This is a genomic window from Tateyamaria sp. (genome assembly GCF_039940735.1).
Classification (GTDB): domain Bacteria; phylum Pseudomonadota; class Alphaproteobacteria; order Rhodobacterales; family Rhodobacteraceae; genus Tateyamaria.
Map to the genome: position 1 here is coordinate 31,011 of NZ_JBDVGB010000056.1, position 16,980 is coordinate 47,990.

General features: G+C 51.4%; 12 protein-coding genes and 2 pseudogenes. 2 read left to right on the plus strand and 12 right to left on the minus strand.

Annotated elements, in window-relative coordinates; genetic code table 11:
• The first annotated feature begins 482 nt into the window (after nt 1–482).
• Both ABJF76_RS12335 and ABJF76_RS12340 read left to right on the plus strand, forming a co-directional pair.
• Nucleotides 483–1,461: pseudogene (locus ABJF76_RS12335) on the plus strand (IS30 family transposase).
• 149 nt (nt 1,462–1,610) lie between these two features.
• A complete protein-coding gene (locus tag ABJF76_RS12340) occupies nt 1,611–1,895 on the plus strand; it encodes a hypothetical protein (RefSeq protein WP_413820523.1) in 285 nt (94 codons plus the stop codon).
• 310 nt (nt 1,896–2,205) lie between these two features.
• Here ABJF76_RS12340 and ABJF76_RS12345 read toward each other — a convergent pair whose 3' ends face one another.
• The 12 genes and pseudogenes from ABJF76_RS12345 to ABJF76_RS12400 form a co-directional block, all read right to left on the minus strand.
• Nucleotides 2,206–3,348, minus strand: a complete 1,143-nt coding sequence (locus ABJF76_RS12345) for a M56 family metallopeptidase (protein WP_413820524.1) — start codon at nt 3,346–3,348, stop codon at nt 2,206–2,208.
• Complete coding sequence (locus ABJF76_RS12350; protein WP_413820525.1) at nt 3,335–3,730, minus strand: BlaI/MecI/CopY family transcriptional regulator; 396 nt, start codon at nt 3,728–3,730, stop codon at nt 3,335–3,337. The genes ABJF76_RS12345 and ABJF76_RS12350 overlap by 14 nt, the downstream gene beginning before the upstream one ends.
• Before the next feature lie 80 nt (nt 3,731–3,810).
• Complete coding sequence (locus tag ABJF76_RS12355; protein ID WP_413820526.1) at nt 3,811–4,089, minus strand: DUF2160 domain-containing protein; 279 nt, start codon at nt 4,087–4,089, stop codon at nt 3,811–3,813.
• 1 nt (nt 4,090) lies between these two features.
• A complete protein-coding gene (locus ABJF76_RS12360; RefSeq protein ID WP_413820527.1) occupies nt 4,091–4,888 on the minus strand; it encodes a carbohydrate ABC transporter permease in 798 nt (265 codons plus the stop codon).
• Nucleotides 4,885–5,748: a carbohydrate ABC transporter permease gene (locus ABJF76_RS12365; RefSeq protein ID WP_413820528.1), complete on the minus strand. Its 864-nt coding sequence runs from the start codon at nt 5,746–5,748 to the stop codon at nt 4,885–4,887. Before ABJF76_RS12365 ends, ABJF76_RS12360 begins: the two co-directional genes overlap by 4 nt.
• Complete coding sequence (locus ABJF76_RS12370; RefSeq protein WP_413820529.1) at nt 5,745–6,818, minus strand: ABC transporter ATP-binding protein; 1,074 nt, start codon at nt 6,816–6,818, stop codon at nt 5,745–5,747. The genes ABJF76_RS12365 and ABJF76_RS12370 overlap by 4 nt, the downstream gene beginning before the upstream one ends.
• Nucleotides 6,818–7,882, minus strand: a complete 1,065-nt coding sequence (locus ABJF76_RS12375; RefSeq protein ID WP_413820530.1) for an ABC transporter ATP-binding protein — start codon at nt 7,880–7,882, stop codon at nt 6,818–6,820. Before ABJF76_RS12375 ends, ABJF76_RS12370 begins: the two co-directional genes overlap by 1 nt.
• 103 nt (nt 7,883–7,985) lie before the next feature.
• Nucleotides 7,986–9,719 (minus strand): ABC transporter substrate-binding protein, encoded by a 1,734-nt coding sequence (locus ABJF76_RS12380; protein ID WP_413820531.1) that lies wholly within the window; start codon nt 9,717–9,719, stop codon nt 7,986–7,988.
• Between the two features lie 160 nt (nt 9,720–9,879).
• On the minus strand, nt 9,880–10,074 hold the full coding sequence (locus tag ABJF76_RS12385) for a hypothetical protein (RefSeq protein WP_413820535.1): 195 nt from the start codon (nt 10,072–10,074) through the stop codon (nt 9,880–9,882).
• A 31-nt stretch (nt 10,075–10,105) separates the two neighbouring features.
• Nucleotides 10,106–10,350: pseudogene (locus ABJF76_RS12390) on the minus strand (IS481 family transposase); the annotation flags it as partial.
• A gap of 72 nt (nt 10,351–10,422) precedes the next feature.
• Entirely contained in the window at nt 10,423–13,917 is a 3,495-nt protein-coding gene (locus ABJF76_RS12395; RefSeq protein WP_413820532.1) for a hypothetical protein, read from the minus strand.
• 17 nt (nt 13,918–13,934) lie between these two features.
• Nucleotides 13,935–16,919, minus strand: a complete 2,985-nt coding sequence (locus ABJF76_RS12400; RefSeq protein WP_413820533.1) for an SdrD B-like domain-containing protein — start codon at nt 16,917–16,919, stop codon at nt 13,935–13,937.
• Nucleotides 16,920–16,980 lie beyond the last annotated feature (61 nt).

Sequence of the window (16,980 nt, forward strand, 5' to 3'; positions counted from 1 at the left end):
AACAAGTAGAGACACCCGCCGAAAATCGATATGATTTGTTTCATTGTTCCCCAGAAAGGGGAAAGCTCATGCGGCGTTTCGTTGTGCCATAACACTCGGATTTCAAATTCTTTCCATATAGCATTGTCGTTATTATCGGTTCTTTTCCAAGCTTTGAACTTTGGCCAAACAAAAGCAACGGAGACAAGGTAATGCCAAATCGGAAATACGATCACTACCGAAAATGAAAACGGGATCGAACTCATATTTGTCGCCCCCAAAGACAAGTGCGCGATCTATCGGTCATTGGCTGCATCGCAGAAAATGGTCAAGATGGGCTCAAAGCCAGCATTCTTTGCGACATGTATGAAGGGTTGTTGTGGAACGAAATGCAGTTTTTTAACATAATGAACCTTATTCAGCTTTGATCATATGGATCGGGTACATTCTAAACTGGGAAGCGACTTTTTCTCTATCCTACAGGAAAGTCAGGAGAACAGTTTATGAAACGCACTGAGTTAAATTTAGGCGAACGACGTACAATCAAAGATCTTTTGAATCGAAAAGTCAAAGTGATCGAGATCGCGCGCCGGATCAATCGTCATCGTGCGACTGTTTATCGCGAGATCAAACATAATTACTTCACAGATCAAGAGCTACCGCAACTGAATGACGGCGCAAAAGTCAGCGGGCGAACGGCGTGCAAGACGCTGTAAGCTGGTACGCATTCCGGAACTCCGCAAAGCTGTGATTGATCGGCTTCAAGAAGGCTGGTCGCCGAAACAGATTGCAGGCCGTCTGAAAATTGAAGGCCATGTCACAACCGTCAGCCACGAGACGATTTATGCGTATGTCTACAGCCCGGATGGCCAATCACAGGCTCTGGCCCGTTACCTGCCGGACCGTCGTAAAAAGCGGAGACCTCGCTATGCTCGGACGCCACGTGGTATGATGTTCCCGCTGGAACGCTCGATCCAGAACAGACCCAAACACGTCAAAGATCGTTCGGCATTTGGTGACTGGGAAGGCGATTTGATGATCTTTCGACGCGAACACGGCAAAGCCAATGTGGCGTCGTTAGCCGAACGCAAAATGCGCTACGCCGTACTGTTCCGCAACAATGATCGTAGCGCCAAACACTTCATTGCAAGGCTGATGAATGTCATGGAACCCCTGCCCCAAACCGCACGTCAATCGATCACCTTCGATCTCGGAATTGAATTCTCGGGCTGGCGAAAGCTCAAACCTGGGATCGGAACTGAAGTTTGGTTCTGCGATCCGCAAGCTCCGTGGCAGAAAGGCTCTGTCGAAAATCTGAACAAGCGAGCGCGGCGATACTTGCCAAGAGGCACGCCAATCTCAACGCTTTCCGATCGCGACATGAGGGCAATTTGCAAACGCCTGAACGGAACACCGCGAAAATGCTTGGGATGGAAAACACCAGCCGAGGCATTCGCCCAAGAACTAAGAAATCTAGGGTAAAGAAATGTCGCAACCTAACTTGAGGTCACAAAAATATCACGTAAAAATGTCCTGATCTCAGATCAGTACTAGAATGCTCTCCCCGGCAAGCTAACTCGACAGAGTACAATTATCTTGAAGTCTCGTCCTTATGAAAACAACCTGTATTTGTGAGTTTTGATTTCGACAACGATCGAAAGCTTAAAGACTTCATTGTTATGCAAGCCCGTAGAGCAGATTCACCGTTCAACATTATAGATCTCTCGCTCAAAGCAGCCACGCCTCAGCGTGAATGGGAAACCAAGGCCGCAAAAGCAATTGCGAGGTCCCGTGCTGTTTTGGTGATGGTTGGACCTCAAACGTATAGAGCCCCTGGCGTCCTAAAGAAAACCGCCTTGGCACGCCAACAAGATAAGAAGTTTATTCAGATCATTGGCTATAAGGACGGCGCTTAGAGTTGAGGCATACCGCTCGAAGAGTTTCGCTATCCAACTGGCCAAGTGCAGTTTGACGAACGCATGGCAAAGCCCCGCTTTGCGCAGGTACCGTTGGAAGAAAAAATACAGTGGAGTGACGCAATGCAACAGCCATGTCGAATGCCCGCATAGTACCTGTTACATCGTGATGTTCATTTTAGGGCGCATTGTGGGGCATAGATTTCGGAGTGGCTCACCTCAGAGAGCAAACGCAACATTTCCCAAAAGCTAAATTACCAACGCCTCAATGAAACCCGCGCCGATGACTGCGTGATTGCGGATCGACCTATTATCTGGAACGTCCAAAAGTTGACAGACGGTTAATCTCGTCAAGGCGTTCCAAGTTAACCACTGTTGAAAGCATCAACCGATCATGGCTCCAGTCACCAGGGCTTTGGAGCGCCATTGCTGTGAGCATAACCGCAGCCATCAAGGGCAAGATGACCACCGCAAAGGCAAGTTTTGGGTGGCGCAGCTTGCGCGCATCGAAAAGTGTTGTGATACGATGTTCAAGAAATGTCATTTTGCCATCACGCAGTGCTGAGCGATCGGCTGTCACGAGTGTGACCTTAGGAACAGCGATCACAAAAGTGCGGTCACGACGTAGTGTCTGCTGACAAACACTTAGCAGTGTATTGCAGTAAGATTTGGCGGTGATCTTGCCGGAGATCAGAACCTGCTGATCACAACTAAGTTCGCGCAGGTTCTCGATCTGACGCTTCCACGCATGATAGGCCGGATTGAGAAAAAAGAAGGGCTTCAACACCTCGAGCAAGATTTCCCATTCAAGATCACCCTGACGTAGGTGTTGAAATTCATGCGCGATGGAGACTTTTAAATCCTCCGGATTGGTCAGCATACTCGTCGGGATCACAACATAGTAACTCCACAAGCCACGGGTGGAAAAAGGAACCAGCGTCCGGTCGGACAGGCGGATTTTGACCCGGCCAAGCTCCCGCCAGCCATAGCTGGCAGAGACGATCTTGTGCAGGCAAAACATCGAGAACACGAGACGCACTATGCCAACAACGACGCCGGCGACAAAGACGACAATAACCGCAAGCGTGGACCAGCTTCCAGCACGCATAACATCGGCGGTGAATGTTTCACGGAGGACAAGCATGTCTGCGAACTCACTCGCCTTCATTTCGAAGCCGCCGTTCAGGTAGTAGGCCACAACCATATCTGACAGGGTGAAATTGATCCTTTGTCCGAGGATTGCGTTTTGCACTGCGGTGAGGCCAAGTATAAGAAACGGCGAGAAAAGAATTGCCAGAAAGACTGTGTTCAACAACATCAGTTGTGTTGTGTAAGCGTGTTTCAAACCCGTCCGGTCAAGCCCCAAACGGGCAATACGCCAGAGCGAAAATGCCACAATAAATAGGATATTGGCATTGATGAAAGCGTCTAGAAGAGCATCACCCGGTATCATTTTTCAACCTCCGATCCACAAGTGCTCGGATTTGCCCCAACGCCTCTTCGCTCAGATCTGCATCATCGACCAACCGCGCCACGAGAGAGGCGGGCGTGTCATCAAACAGTTTCATGGAGAGGTCTTTCAGTGTGCGAGTTTGATACGTGTCTTTGGCAAGTGTCGGCTTGAAGATATGGCGTTTGCCTTCCTTCTCGCTGATCACAAAGTCCTTTTGCTCTAAAATGCGAAGGATTGTTGCCGCAGTAGTATAGGCCAGATTACGCTCTTTGGGCAGTTGATCCAGCACATCACGTACTGTCCCTTCGCCCAAGGCCCAAAGTTCGCTCATGAACTCCAGCTCAACTTCTGTAAGCAGATCGTTTTTCTTCTTCTGTCTCATGCCATCCCGTTCACGCGTATCCACCCACTCGTTATGGGTAGGGAATAGATACTAAATCTTTCGTATCTCAAAGTGCTTTCTCAAACTTTCCAAAAACAGAAGGTGCCCCAACCAAGTGAGATGGCAAGCGGCCACCAAAGTGGCTGTCCCATCAGGCCAAGCCATGCAAGGAAGATATAGGCAGACCCGAGCAGGCTCAGGAACAGCCGGTCGCCACGAGTTGTGGTTAGTCCCAGTGCCCCTTTGCGCTCTGATGTGCCCGGTTTTTTTATCTCAATGAATGTGATGATTGCCATGGCGGTGAAGAGACCGATGAAGAACAATCCAGTGGGCCATGTCCAGGCCATCCAACTAAGCATATTAAACCCTTCCGAGTGCAAAGCCTTTGGCGATGTAGTTTCGCACAAAGTAAATAACGATTGCGCCGGGGATGATCGTCAACGTTCCGGCGGCAGCGAGCAGACCTAATTCGTAGCCCGCAGATGATGCGGTTTTGGTCATAGTCGCGGCGATGGGTTTGGCAGCGACTGCTGTGAGCGTCTTGGCTAGCAACAGTTCCACCCATGAGAACATAAAGCAGAAGAACGCGGCGACGCCGACTCCGGCTTTGATGGTGGGGAGGAAGATTGTTACGAAGAAGCGCGGGAAGGAGTAGCCGTCGACATAGGCGGTTTCATCCAGTTCTTTGGGAACGCCGCCCATGAAGCCTTCGAGGATCCAAACTGCCAGCGGAATGTTGAAGAGACAATGCGCGAGCGCCACGGCAAGGTGCGTGTCGAACAACCCGACGGAAGAATAGAGCTGGAAAAACGGCAAGGCGAAGACCGCCGCCGGGGCCATACGATTTGTTAGCAACCAGAAGAACAGGGTCTTGTCGCCGAGAAAGCTGTAGCGAGAGAACGCGTAGGCGGCTGGGAGCGCCACAGTAATTGAGATCACGGTGTTAAGCGACACGTAGATGATCGAGTTGATGTAGCCCCAGTACCATGACGGGTCGGTGAAGATGACTTTATAGTTTTCTAGCGTAAAGGTCTGCGGGAAGAGGGAGAAGCCTGAGAGGATCTCGTTCGTGGTCTTGAAGCTCATTGCGACAAGCCAGTAGATCGGAAGCATCAGGAACAAGATGTAGAGGATGGGAATGAGGGAGCGTTTTCTCATTTGGTATCGTCCTTGGTCATAAGTGTATAGAAGAGCCATGAGACCAGCAGCGTGATCGCGAAGTAGATAAGGCTCATCGCCGCGGCAGGGCCAAGGTCGAATTGGCCGAGGGCGATTTTGACGAGGTCGATAGACAGAAGCGTGGTGGAGTTCCCTGGTCCGCCGCCTGTCAGGACGAACGGCTCTGTGTAGATGTTAAAGCTGTCCATGAACCTTAGCAGAATCGCAATGGTCAAGACCGTTTTCATCTTGGGCAGTTGGATATAGCGAAAGACCTTCCAAGGGCTCGCTCCGTCAATTTTGGCGGCTTGGTAGTAAGCGTCTGGGATCGACACAAGACCTGCATAGCTGAGCAGAACAACCAGTGAGGTCCAGTGCCAGACATCCATCGTAACGATTGTAACCCACGCAGCGATAGGGCTGCGGGTCATGTTATATTCGATGCCCAGCGTGTTGTTGATGAAGTAGCCCAAAAGGCCGATATCAGGAAGCGTGAAGATGTTCCACATGGCCCCCACCACGTTCCATGGGATCAACATAGGAAGCGCCATAGTGACGAGGCAGACAGGGACCCAAATGCCTTTCTTGGGCATCGCAAGCGCGATGATGATGCCAAGCGGAACCTCAATGATCAGAATCAGGAAGGTGAATAAAAACTGACGCCCAAGCGCGCTGTGGAAGCGGTCTGAGCGCAGGATTTGTTCGAACCAACCGAGGCCTTCCCAGAAGAACAGGTTGTCACCGAAGGTTTCCTGGACCGAGTAGTTGACTACAGTCATGATCGGGATCAGCGCGTTGAAAGCGACCAGCAACAGCACTGGAAGCACAAAGAGCCATGCTTTTTGGTTTTCAGTTTTCATAATGCACCCTCCGTCGAAAGCCAGCCGTCACGGTAAAGCCGGGTTTGGTCTTGGCGGAAGGCGAGATGGACGGCTTCTCCTTGTGCAGGCACATCGCCTTCGACGACGGCTTTTACTGAGGTGTCGCCAACCATCGCCTCGACCACGGAGTGCCTGCCGATATCGGACACTTTGCGCACGTGCGCTTTTAAGCCAGCGTCGCTGAGCGACACAAATTCGGGGCGAATGCCAACTTGCGTGGTTCCACCTTGGCCTATGACTTTGCCCTCGACAGCAATCTGCTGTCCCTTAAAACTGATTTTTCCATTCACGTCGGATGCATCAAGGATGTTCATCCCCGGCGAGCCGATGAAATGGCCAACGAAGGTGTGCTGTGGGCGTTCAAACAGCTCGACCGGAGTGCCTATTTGTACGACCTCCCCGTCCTGCATGACGACAACCTGGTCGGCAAAGGTCAGTGCCTCAGTTTGATCATGGGTGACATAGATCATTGTCGCCTTAACGCGTTGATGCAGCTCTTTCAGTTTTGAACGGAGTTTCCATTTGAGGTGTGGGTCAATCACCGTCAGCGGTTCATCGAACATGACAACATTCACATCGTCGCGGACCAAACCACGTCCCATAGAAATCTTCTGTTTGTTATCAGGTGACAGGTGCGACGCGCGGGTTCCCAGCATCTCTGTCACTTCCAGCATCTCGGCAATCTCACGGACGCGTTCATCGACGCGGGCGGCGGCGACGCCGCGATTGCGCAGCGGGAAAGCCAAATTGTCGTATACTGTCATCGTGTCGTAGATCACCGGGAACTGGAACACCTGCGCAATATTGCGCAGGTCCGGTGGCAGGTCGGTCACGTCTTGCTCGTCAAACAAGATGCGTCCCTCCGATGGCGTCAACAGACCAGAAATGACATTAAGCAACGTGGACTTGCCGCAACCGGATGGACCAAGCAACGCGTAAGCGCCGCCGTCCTGCCAGTCGAGGTCAACTTCCTTCAGCGCATAATCCTCGGGGCCTTTGGGGTGCGGTATGTAGGAATGGCGCAGTTTCTTAAGGGTGATCTTAGCCATTACGCGACGAGCCTTCCGTCAGGGGTGAAGTAGAAGCAGTGCGCGGAGTTCATATAAAACGCGTGGTCTTTTCCAATTTCATAGGGATGTACGCCATTGGCGAGCGATACCCAGCCATTGTCACCCATCTGAAAATGCGCGCTGGATTCCGAACCAGAGAGCTCAGTTACTTGCACTTTGCCGTTAAGCGCCACGTCATTTGATGTCGCTGCGACTGGTGTCACGTGATGCGGGCGCACCGCGACGGTATAAGAGCCATCCGGCAGATCCGCAGCAGGACCAACCATGTTCCATGTGACGCCAGTTTCCAGACGCGCTTGCGTGCCTGCTTTGACGATCTTGGCGGAATTGATCGGCGGGTCGCTGAATACGCGCGCTGCCGTCAGGTTGTCGGGCTTACGATAGATGTCGGCGGTCGTGCCGAATTGGGTAACGACGCCGTCATCCATCAGCGCAGTCTTTCCGCCAAGCAGTAGCGCTTCTTCCGGCTCGGACGTCGCGTAGACGACAACCGCGCCTCTGCCCGCAAAAAGCTCTGGCAGTTGCTCACGCAATTCTTCGCGGAGTTTGTAATCAAGGTTCGCCAGCGGTTCATCTAAAAAAACAGCGCGGCTTTCTTTGGCAATAGCACGGGCGAGCGCGCAGCGTTGTTGTTGGCCACCGGACAGCTCTTGCGGGCGGCGATTGAGCATGGGTTCGAGCTGTAGAATTTTCGCAGCTTCCTCGACTCGGCCCGCGATTTCGGATTTGGCCATGCCTGCTACCTTCAGGGGGGAGGCAATGTTGTCGTAAACTGTCATCTGCGGATAATTCACGAAGAACTGGTGCACGAGGGAGATGTTGCGCTTTTGGGTGGACAGTTTCGAGACATCGAGACCGTCCATAATAATCTGCCCAGAAGCCAGTTGATCCAGTCCCGCCATCAATTTGATCAGGGACGTTTTACCCGATCCGGTCTGACCCAGCAGGACGTTAAAGTGGCCAGCCTCCAGTATGAGAGATGTCGGTTTGATGTGGGTGATCCCACGGGTTACCTTGCTAGCTTTTCTGAGCTCAACGGTCATAGTGTCGTCCTGCTTGTGCGGAGGGTCTGAAAGGGCCGGAGCTCGGAAGAGACCCCGGCCAGATGTCGGCCCTGCGCACTCAAGCGCAGGACCAGCAGGGAGGTTACTGGTTCCAGCGAGCCACAAGTTCGTCGTAGTTGACGGTCTCACCCTGTGGTTTTTCGTTGTCCAGTTTGGCTTTTGCACCACCTTTGCCAAGCCATTCTGAGGCGTCTTTTTCCTCGTTCAAGCGTGGGCCGCAGCCACCATAGACATTAGCGGCCTCGTCAGCTGCTTGCATCCGAGCCATGGTGATGTCCATCTCTTCAGCCAGACGATTCATCGCTTCCTGAGGTGTAAATGCACCTGAGTTGACGTCACCAATCTGCTGCCACCAAATCTGAGCCAGTTTCGGATAGTCAGGTACATTGATGCCAGTTGGCGACCATGCAACACGGTCAGGGGAGCGGTAGAATTCCACCAATCCGCCGAGTTTCGCTGCACGCTCCGTGAAGCTGTCATGATTAACCGTGCTGTCACGGATAAAGGTCAGACCCACGTGGGATTTCTTCACGTCAACCGTTTTAGAAGTCACAAACTGGGCGTAGAGCCATGCCGCTTGCGCACGATCAGACGGTGTGGATTTCAAGAAGGTCCAGGACCCAACGTCTTGATAGCCAACCTTTTGGCCTTTTTCCCAGTATGGGCCATGCGGGCTTGGCGCCATCCGCCACAATGGATTACCGTCATCGTCAACCGTGTTGTTGCCTTCTGACTTCGGCTTCACCATGTCGGCGGTAAAGGCTGTGTACCAAAAGATCTGTTGGGCCACGTTGCCTTGGCTCAGGGCTGGCAAAGACTGATAAAAGTCAAACGACGCCGCTCCTGGAGGCGCATAGTTGCGCAACCATTCGTCCCATTTGCGGATCGCATACACCGCCGCAGGGCCGTTGGCCGCTCCACCACGAGAAACAGACGCTCCGGCAGGGTTACATGAACCCGCTTCCATGCGAATACCCCATTCATCAATAGGAATGCCGTTTGGTTCACCGACAGATCCTGCGCCCGCCATGGACAGCCAGGCATCGGTCATCCGCCAGCCAAGGTCAGGCGCGCGTTTACCATAATCCATGTGGCCGTAGATTTCGACTCCGTTGACTTCTTTCACATCCTTGGAAAAGAACTCAGCGATGTCTTCATAGGCCGACCAGTTGACCGGCACTCCTAGTTCGTAACCATACTTAGCCTTGAATCCAGCTTTGTTGGCTTCGTCGTCAAACCAGTCTTTGCGGAACCAGTAGAGGTTTGCGAATTGTTGGTCCGGCAGTTGGTACAGGTCACCATCCGGACCGGTGGTGAATTGACTGCCCATGAAATCTTCGAGATCAAGGGTAGGTGACGTGGTACCGACCCAGTCACCCGCCATTTGATCAGTCAAATTGTAAGCCAGTTGCAAGCGTGAGTGCGTGCCAATTAGGTCGCTATCGTTAACGTAACCGTCATAGAGGTTCCGCTTTGTCTGCATCTGTGTTTGTACAGCTTGCACAACCTCGCCCTCACCAAGGATCTGGTGATTGACCTTGATACCGGTGATTTCCTCAAAGGCTTTGGTCAGTACTTCGGACTCGTATCCATGAGTCGGAATGCCCTCGGAGAGCACGTTGATCTCCATACCCGTGTAAGGTGCCGCAGCGTCAATGAACCACTGCATTTCGGACATCTGCTCGTCCTTACTGAGCGTCGATGGTTGGAATTCGGAATCAATCCATTTCTGAGCTGCTGCCGCGTCGGCAAAAGCAGTCCCATGCCCCGCGAAAACGGCCATTGCCGCTGTCGCGGAGAGCAGATACTTACGCATCTTGTCTCCTCCCTAGATTTTTCTGTGAGCCGGATTTCGCCGGCTGCTATACGCTACACACAGTCATGGAAAGCTGTCAAACTAATTATTTAGTAGATAATTTATTAATTAAAAACAGTATGTTAGTTCGAAAATCTCGATCTGTCAAAAGCAATGCCCGCTAAGGGCCGTTCGCGTCGATCGACACAACGGGTGGGAAGCGGAAGTTCGCTGCGCTGAGCATGATCATCCGCTTTACCATAGTGATAAGCGGACCTTGTAAAGCTGCGTTGCACGAAAGCGTAACGATTTCTCCGAGGGCGAAGTCTGGAACCGGATACTCCGCGTTCACGCCGTAATCGCGCAGGTCTCGCATAAAGGTCTCTGCACCCTTTGGTAATTCTTGTTCGGGTAGGCCCCAGGTGATACTTGCGGCGCAGATACAGAACTTTCTCGGCGATCTCAGCAGAGATTTGATTGGCAAGATTCTTCGGGATTGCTTTGGCATTCTTCAGCCCAGCTTCGCGCCATCTACAAAAACTAAATCTGCCGACCCCAAAATACCGGAAGGCTCGGCGAGCATTGCCGATTTTCTCGGCGTTCTGGGGACTCTGAGTTTGCGTTGAATGTCGCGCTTTCGTTCGTCATGAATACTGCCTCCATCCCAAATCAGGGAATTTACAGGAAGTGTCCCGAGAGTCCGTACATATCTACAGGGCCCCACTTAGAATTTAGCGATCAGGTTGATAAACACCCCTTCGTCATCGAAAGTTAGATCAGTTAGATCATCAGAGAAATTCGAGAAGTTGTAGCCTATGCCCACTGATACGTTGTTATTTGCCTGATAATAGGCTGCGCCAAGAAACCCAGTTTCTGAAAACTCGGCATCAACAAGACTTAGGTGACGCGCTTCTAGCAAGACATCCCAACGATGAACCAAATGATACCGAGCATTTGCAACGGCCAACCAAGCGTCGTTACTTGTCATAATGCTGTCTGAGTTAGGTGCGCTTGTCGTGCTGCGGCCGCCTAATTTACCGGCAATGGTCCAGCGTTCATTCAAGTCATAGTTCGCTTCGACGCTTAAGACATGGCTTTCTTGGACTGGGCCACTATCAAATACGCCATCAACCTCTTGACCGACGGTATCTAAGAAATAGCGATAGCTTGCGAGAATATTCAAGCGTTCGTTGTCAATTGGACGGAACGCATAGCCTAGAACGACATCGGCATAGGTGCCCTCTTCAAAGCTGTTGCTGCCGTTGTTTTCTGTGTTTGCATAATCCAAGCTAAAGAGCAGGCGTTTTTCTTCGCTGATCTCGTAATCGGCGTCAAACGATAGGAAATACGAGAATGCATCCTGTTGGTCCGTGTCTTCAAAGTCGTCATAGCGAAGCTCTACGCGACCTGAGGTGCGCAAATGTGCATCTTCATAGCGGACACCAAAGCTAAGGGCCTGACGGTCGATATCGCCAGTGTCTTCATCTGTCCGGAGCTGACCCAAGTCGTACGTCACCGTGTAGGTTAAGAAATCACTTGGTGAATAGGTGATCCCATACGCGCCAATCAATTCTTGTGTTGAGCCAAACAGATCGTATGTGTTTTCGCCAAACACGGCGACATCTTCATTGATCTGGCGGCGCGTCCCTATAACGTAGCGTCCGCCGTTATCGCTAGGTCCGAACCCATCAATGCTGTCGATACCAGTCAATGTCCGGCCAGGATCTAAATCGTACCCAAAATAGGTAGAGTTGTTATCGTCACGATTATGGATCGCAAAAAGTTCAGCCCCCAGACCGCCGCGACCATCGGAAACTTCTGCGCCTATTTCCCAGTTGTTAGACAATTCAGCAGCAAGGCCAACGCCGTAACGTTCGTTGTCGTCCAGCCCGTTGTTGTCGATTGTGGCCTGTCCGAACACGAATAAATCAAGCTTATCCGTTGGCTCGTATGTCAGTTCCAGTGCCAGATCAGTTCGGTTGCCGGAAGTTCCTGCTTGGATGTTTTCTTCATCGAGGTATTCGATTGCTCCGACAATTCTAAATTTCTCACTAAGCTGACCAGATACTTCTGCGCCAAGTTCCAAACGATCATCGCCGACATCATTTTCATAGACATCAGCGTAAAGGTTGTATCCTAACTTACCCGGCTCTTGTTCGACGAACAGGAAAAAACCATACAGTGTTTCGTCGCCAGTTGTCGGCGTCACGTTGTAGTCGAGAGTGGTGAAGCCGACAGTACGATCTTCAAAATAACCGCCCACGATGCCATCACGGTTAATGCCTAGATCTCTAAGTGCGAATTGGGCTTCCAGTTTTACTGCTTCACCAGACCCATCAGAACGATCTGCCGTATCGGTATCAAAATCTAAGCCGCCGTCGTTGGAGAGCGAGTTTGTGAACCCAGGTCCGTCGCTTTCAGCATAATCAAACTGAACAAAGCTATTTTCACCGAGCTCATATCGTAGATCGACACCAATACTCTGCTGTTCAGTTTGGTTGTCGTCGTCGCTTGTCGCTGACAAGCCAATACGGAAGTCATCTGTTACCCAATGTTCGACGCGTCCGCCGTAGCTAAAGCCATCAACATCGCTGGTTGTCGGAGAGAACTCGTATTGGACAACAAGGTTGATAATCTCATCACCACTGCCCGTGCTCGAGATTACGCGACGATCCAAGCTATCCGTAAGCGGTTCATTTAAAGTGATAAGACCTTGCAAAGCGTTTATTTGGTAATCACGTCCCTCAATCAGAATGACCCGATCAACAACGCGGTTCGTGACCTCATCTCGCAGCTCAACAGTCACTGTTTGCGTGCCAGGTTCAATGTCTTGCGCGCTCAGGAAATAAACTGACCCACCTGTGCCGCGGAACACGTCGCGACCAACTGCTTGATCAGGTTGTGCCGCGTAAACATCAAGCGATGTACGAACGTCACCTCGCTCGGTTGTGGTCTCACCTTCCAAGTGTACTTGGGCACCGTAAAGGTTGCGTTCATTGCGCACAAATCCGTTGCCCGCGAGCGATGCCTGATAGTCACCCCAAACGCCAAAGTTGTTGTCTTTTTCCACCCGCAGATAGAAGCGACCGCTGGTCGGCGTGTTGTCGACAATCGTGCTGTCGTCACCATACGTCGGATAGCCAGAATTGGGGTCGATCCGTTCTAAAATATCGTCGGGATTGCTTTCATCCAAGCGGCTGAACAACTCGTCCAATTCTTCTTCGCCTGTATCCAGCGAAGACGTTACTTGGACACCGTTTTCAGTTTCGCCTTCGACGTAATACTGCAGTCGCCCTGTGCTGCTTGTATAATTCCCATCCCGTTCAGAGTAGTAACGACCATAGGTTAGATCTGCGACAGCTACATAAAACCATTCAGCACCGGGGACCTGAATCGGACGAGTCAGACCAAGGTTTTGGCCACCCTCGGTTACCTCAACGTCAACAACGTAATCGCCAGGTGGCAAAATGCGGTCGATGACCAGTTGCCCCTTGCTATTGGGGCGAATGCGTTCGCCCAAGGTTTCTAAAACTGCGTTTGGGGGAATGTTTTCAGCGGAAACCGTAACAGTGGAACCCGACGTGATTGGAATATTCCGGTTTGCTGTAAATTGGGTTCCTTCCTCGACATCATCGATCTGTGCGCGATCGTCAGGGAAGAACAAAGGCAACGCTTGAGTTTCGTCAAACCGGCCACGCGCGTCATATACGCGGTGGACGACAACGATGTCGCGCCCCTCGGGTATGGTTACACGCGTTTGACCATTCGGCTCCACAGGGACCGTGGCTAGAACACGTGGCCCACCCGCCGCAGCCCGGTCAATGATCCGCATTTCGCCACGTTCAACGAAAGCTGGATAATTTAGCTCAGAAATAAGGGAAATTTGGTCACCTGGCGCATAAGCTTGTGGTGTACCGGCGATTTCAACATCTAAGCGTGGTACGGGATCGTTGGCATCCAGTTGAATTTGAACATCCGCATTTTCTAGGGCGATGTCTGCCTTGCGTATGCGGTCTTCAATTTGTGGATCTGCATCAACAGGATCCCCGTCCAGCGAAAGAACAAAGCCCGAGTTATTGTTAACTGGTCCTGTGTCCGGCTCTGTGTTGGGCAATACGGGAGCCTTAACAACATCGTTGTCTTGCGCACTCGCTGTTGATGTCATCAACGCGATTGTAAGAGCTAAAACTGATACGTGGTTCATGGATGGTTTACGCATTTTTACTCTCTAAACAATTACTGTAGGCGCAGGACTTGAGTTTCAACAATCAGACGATAGCGACCAATATCTTTCCAACGGCGATCAATAAGGTCTTCCAATTCAGCAATACGGTTCAGCGCGGTTTGTTTGCTTTCCCCGTCTCTGAAGTAGCTGATCCGGATAATTGCTGGTGTATCAACCACTTGACCCAGCAATTGGACGATACCCTGGTCCAGACGGTCAATCGGTTCATTTCCATCAAATGCAGCAGCGGTCAGATCGATATCCAAAACACGGCCCAAAGCGGCGCCAAAGTTCATTTCTGTCGCGATACCGGCGGTCACGCGCATTGTACGTGGGTTTTCCGTCGTAATCCGGTACCCCGTGGGCAAGGAACGAGGATCAAGTTTCAGAGTGAAGTTGGCGCCAATATTGTCTGGCAATGCCGCGCAAGGCACAGAATAACGGCCATGCTCATCTGTTGTGATGATCGTCCCTGTGGGCGTCACCAAACGAACATTTGGCAAACCAGGCTCACCCTCAGGATCAGCTGGAATTGGGTCTGCTTTGCCTGCAAATTTGCCGCCAAAGATATTCTGATCAGTAATCAACGAGCGGTTAACAGCATCCGCGGCCGGATTCTGGTAACCATTGAAGTTTCGATCATCAAAGACCTTACCAATGATGTCGGAGCAGTCGAAAACGGCTTCTGGCAAGCGGCGAATTGTAGCTGAAGCAGGTTCGGTCAAGGCTATTCCAGTGACTGGATCAAGTGCGTTCACGACATTGGTCAATTCACCAAGCGGCGATCCGGGCCCTACGCGTGCAACCAATTCAAGGGTCACAGTCGCGTTTGGTGCGACCGCAACATTTTCCCATGTAAGCGTGCGGCCCGAAACAATAGGTTCGATTGCCACACCGTCGATCAAGCCGCTTCCTGGCGTGTAAATGAGGTCGATCGGTAATCTATCCTGTAAGTCTACCGGAATACTGTTCGGACCCGCATTAGATATCGTAATTGTATATGGAACCGCATCACCAAGTATCACTGCCGTGTCGCCGTCAGTTACCCGTTTCGTGAGCGTAAGTGTTCCTGCTGGAACAACTGCTGACGCGGGATCGATAGGAATATGATTGTTAACGGTATTCGGGTCACCAGCTTCTAAGAAGAACATGAAGAAATAGGGTGTCGGTGATGTCGGATTCGGAGGCGTCTCAGATGCTGAAACGTTACATGCACCTCCTGGGATCGCATCGAAGTTCGTTCCATCTGACGTACAAGTGGTACCGTCAAGTGTTCCAGACTCTGGCAAAATTCTGGTGGATGGGCCTGTGAAGGTACCAGTATCGACAAACTCAATTGCATACTTAGTTTCTGTCACAGGGCATTCAGGTGCTGCTCCGGCAACCAAATCGAACGCATAGAAACCTACGGCGCTAGTAAGCTGGTTCTGTTGGCCAGGCAGGAGACACTCATCAGGAAGGGGTAAACCCGTGGCAGCATTTACAAACGCAAGTTGGATACCTGGCACGCCCTGACCGGTAACGGAATCGTAAACGATACCGTTGGGGTCAATTGGTTGGTTCACCACCGGCTCAACATTGGGGTCATCGACAGTAACGGGATCAGAAACCCCAATCGTCACACCCTCATCCGTTAGGAACGCGACTGTATATTCTCCGGCTGCGAAACCCTCAAAGGAATAGCTGCCGTCTTGTCCTGTGGTTGTTGTTGCAACAATGTTACCGGAACTATCGAGTAGATTTACATTGAAACCTGCCTCTCCAGATTCGCCCACACCTAGTGAACCGTCACCGTCATCAAAGAACACTGTACCTATCAATGACAATTCAGATGGCACAAAAGGAAGCATGACAACTGTTGGTTCGTCTGCATCATCGCCAACAACACCATTTGTGTTCGCAAGCGCAGGATCACCAACCACGTTGACGATATTTCCATCGGCGTCTGCATCCGGCTCAGTACCAGTATCACTTATGTCAGTTACGGCCCCAGCTGTCCCAATTGGTGCATTGGGGTCTGGATTGCCATTCGATCCTGTCGCAACGGCTGTTGCAGTTACTGTTGCGGTATTAACAATTTCTGCAGCGTCTACATCGGTTTGATCTAGAACATAGGTCGCAGTCGCAACCACAACTGGACCTTCACCAATCGCAAGGTCACCGTCAAAGCTTGGGTCGACTGTTGGTCCAGTCGCAACCCCGTTAAGAGCGGCAAAGCCCAAATCTGCAATTGAAACGGCTGCAACAGCAGTGTTCCCGACATTCTCAAGTGTAAACTGATAAGTCACAGTGTCACCAGCGTTACCCAGCACCTGATCACCAGCTGGAAGAACGTTAGTATCCTCAATGGTGACAACAGACTTCACGAGCCGAATTTCTGGTCGAATTTCAGACAAATTCAAAACAGTCGGATCGCTACCCCCGTCAGCTGCAGGATCATCGATCGTTGCCACTGCGCCGTTGGTTTCATCTATTTCAGGATCCGTACCTGTATCAGATGTATCCGTTACTGGATCTAGACCCGCCAATGGTAGGGACCGGTCAGGTGTACCATCTGCAGCCGTAGCCACCGCCGTTGAAGTAACAACAGCTGTATTTGTCACAGCACCCGCGACAACATCGGCAGGGGTCAGGACATATTCGGCTGTAGCTGCCAAAACTGGTGAAGCTACCCCAGAGGTCTCAGGCGGCAAGACATTGTTTGGAGCTTGGAAAGCCGCCACAGGAGTTGCAATGACATTTGCAAGCCCTGTGTCTGTAACAATAATGTCGGCCAGTGACAGATTGCCTGTATTTCGAACAAAAAACTCATAGCTGACAGTATCACCAGCATCACCGAACAGGCTATTCTGGTTTGTATCTGCAACGTTAGACACTGACTTAATCAGTTCGATTGAAGGTTCTTGAAGGCCTTGAACGGATTCATCCGCAGGCGAACTTGCAACGGGAAGGTTTCCTGCACCGAATGTCGTTTGGGCAAGGACGACATTGTCCACTTGACCAGCGTCAAGATCGGCCTGCGTGACGGAATAATCCGCGGTACAAGTTGCTTGCTGA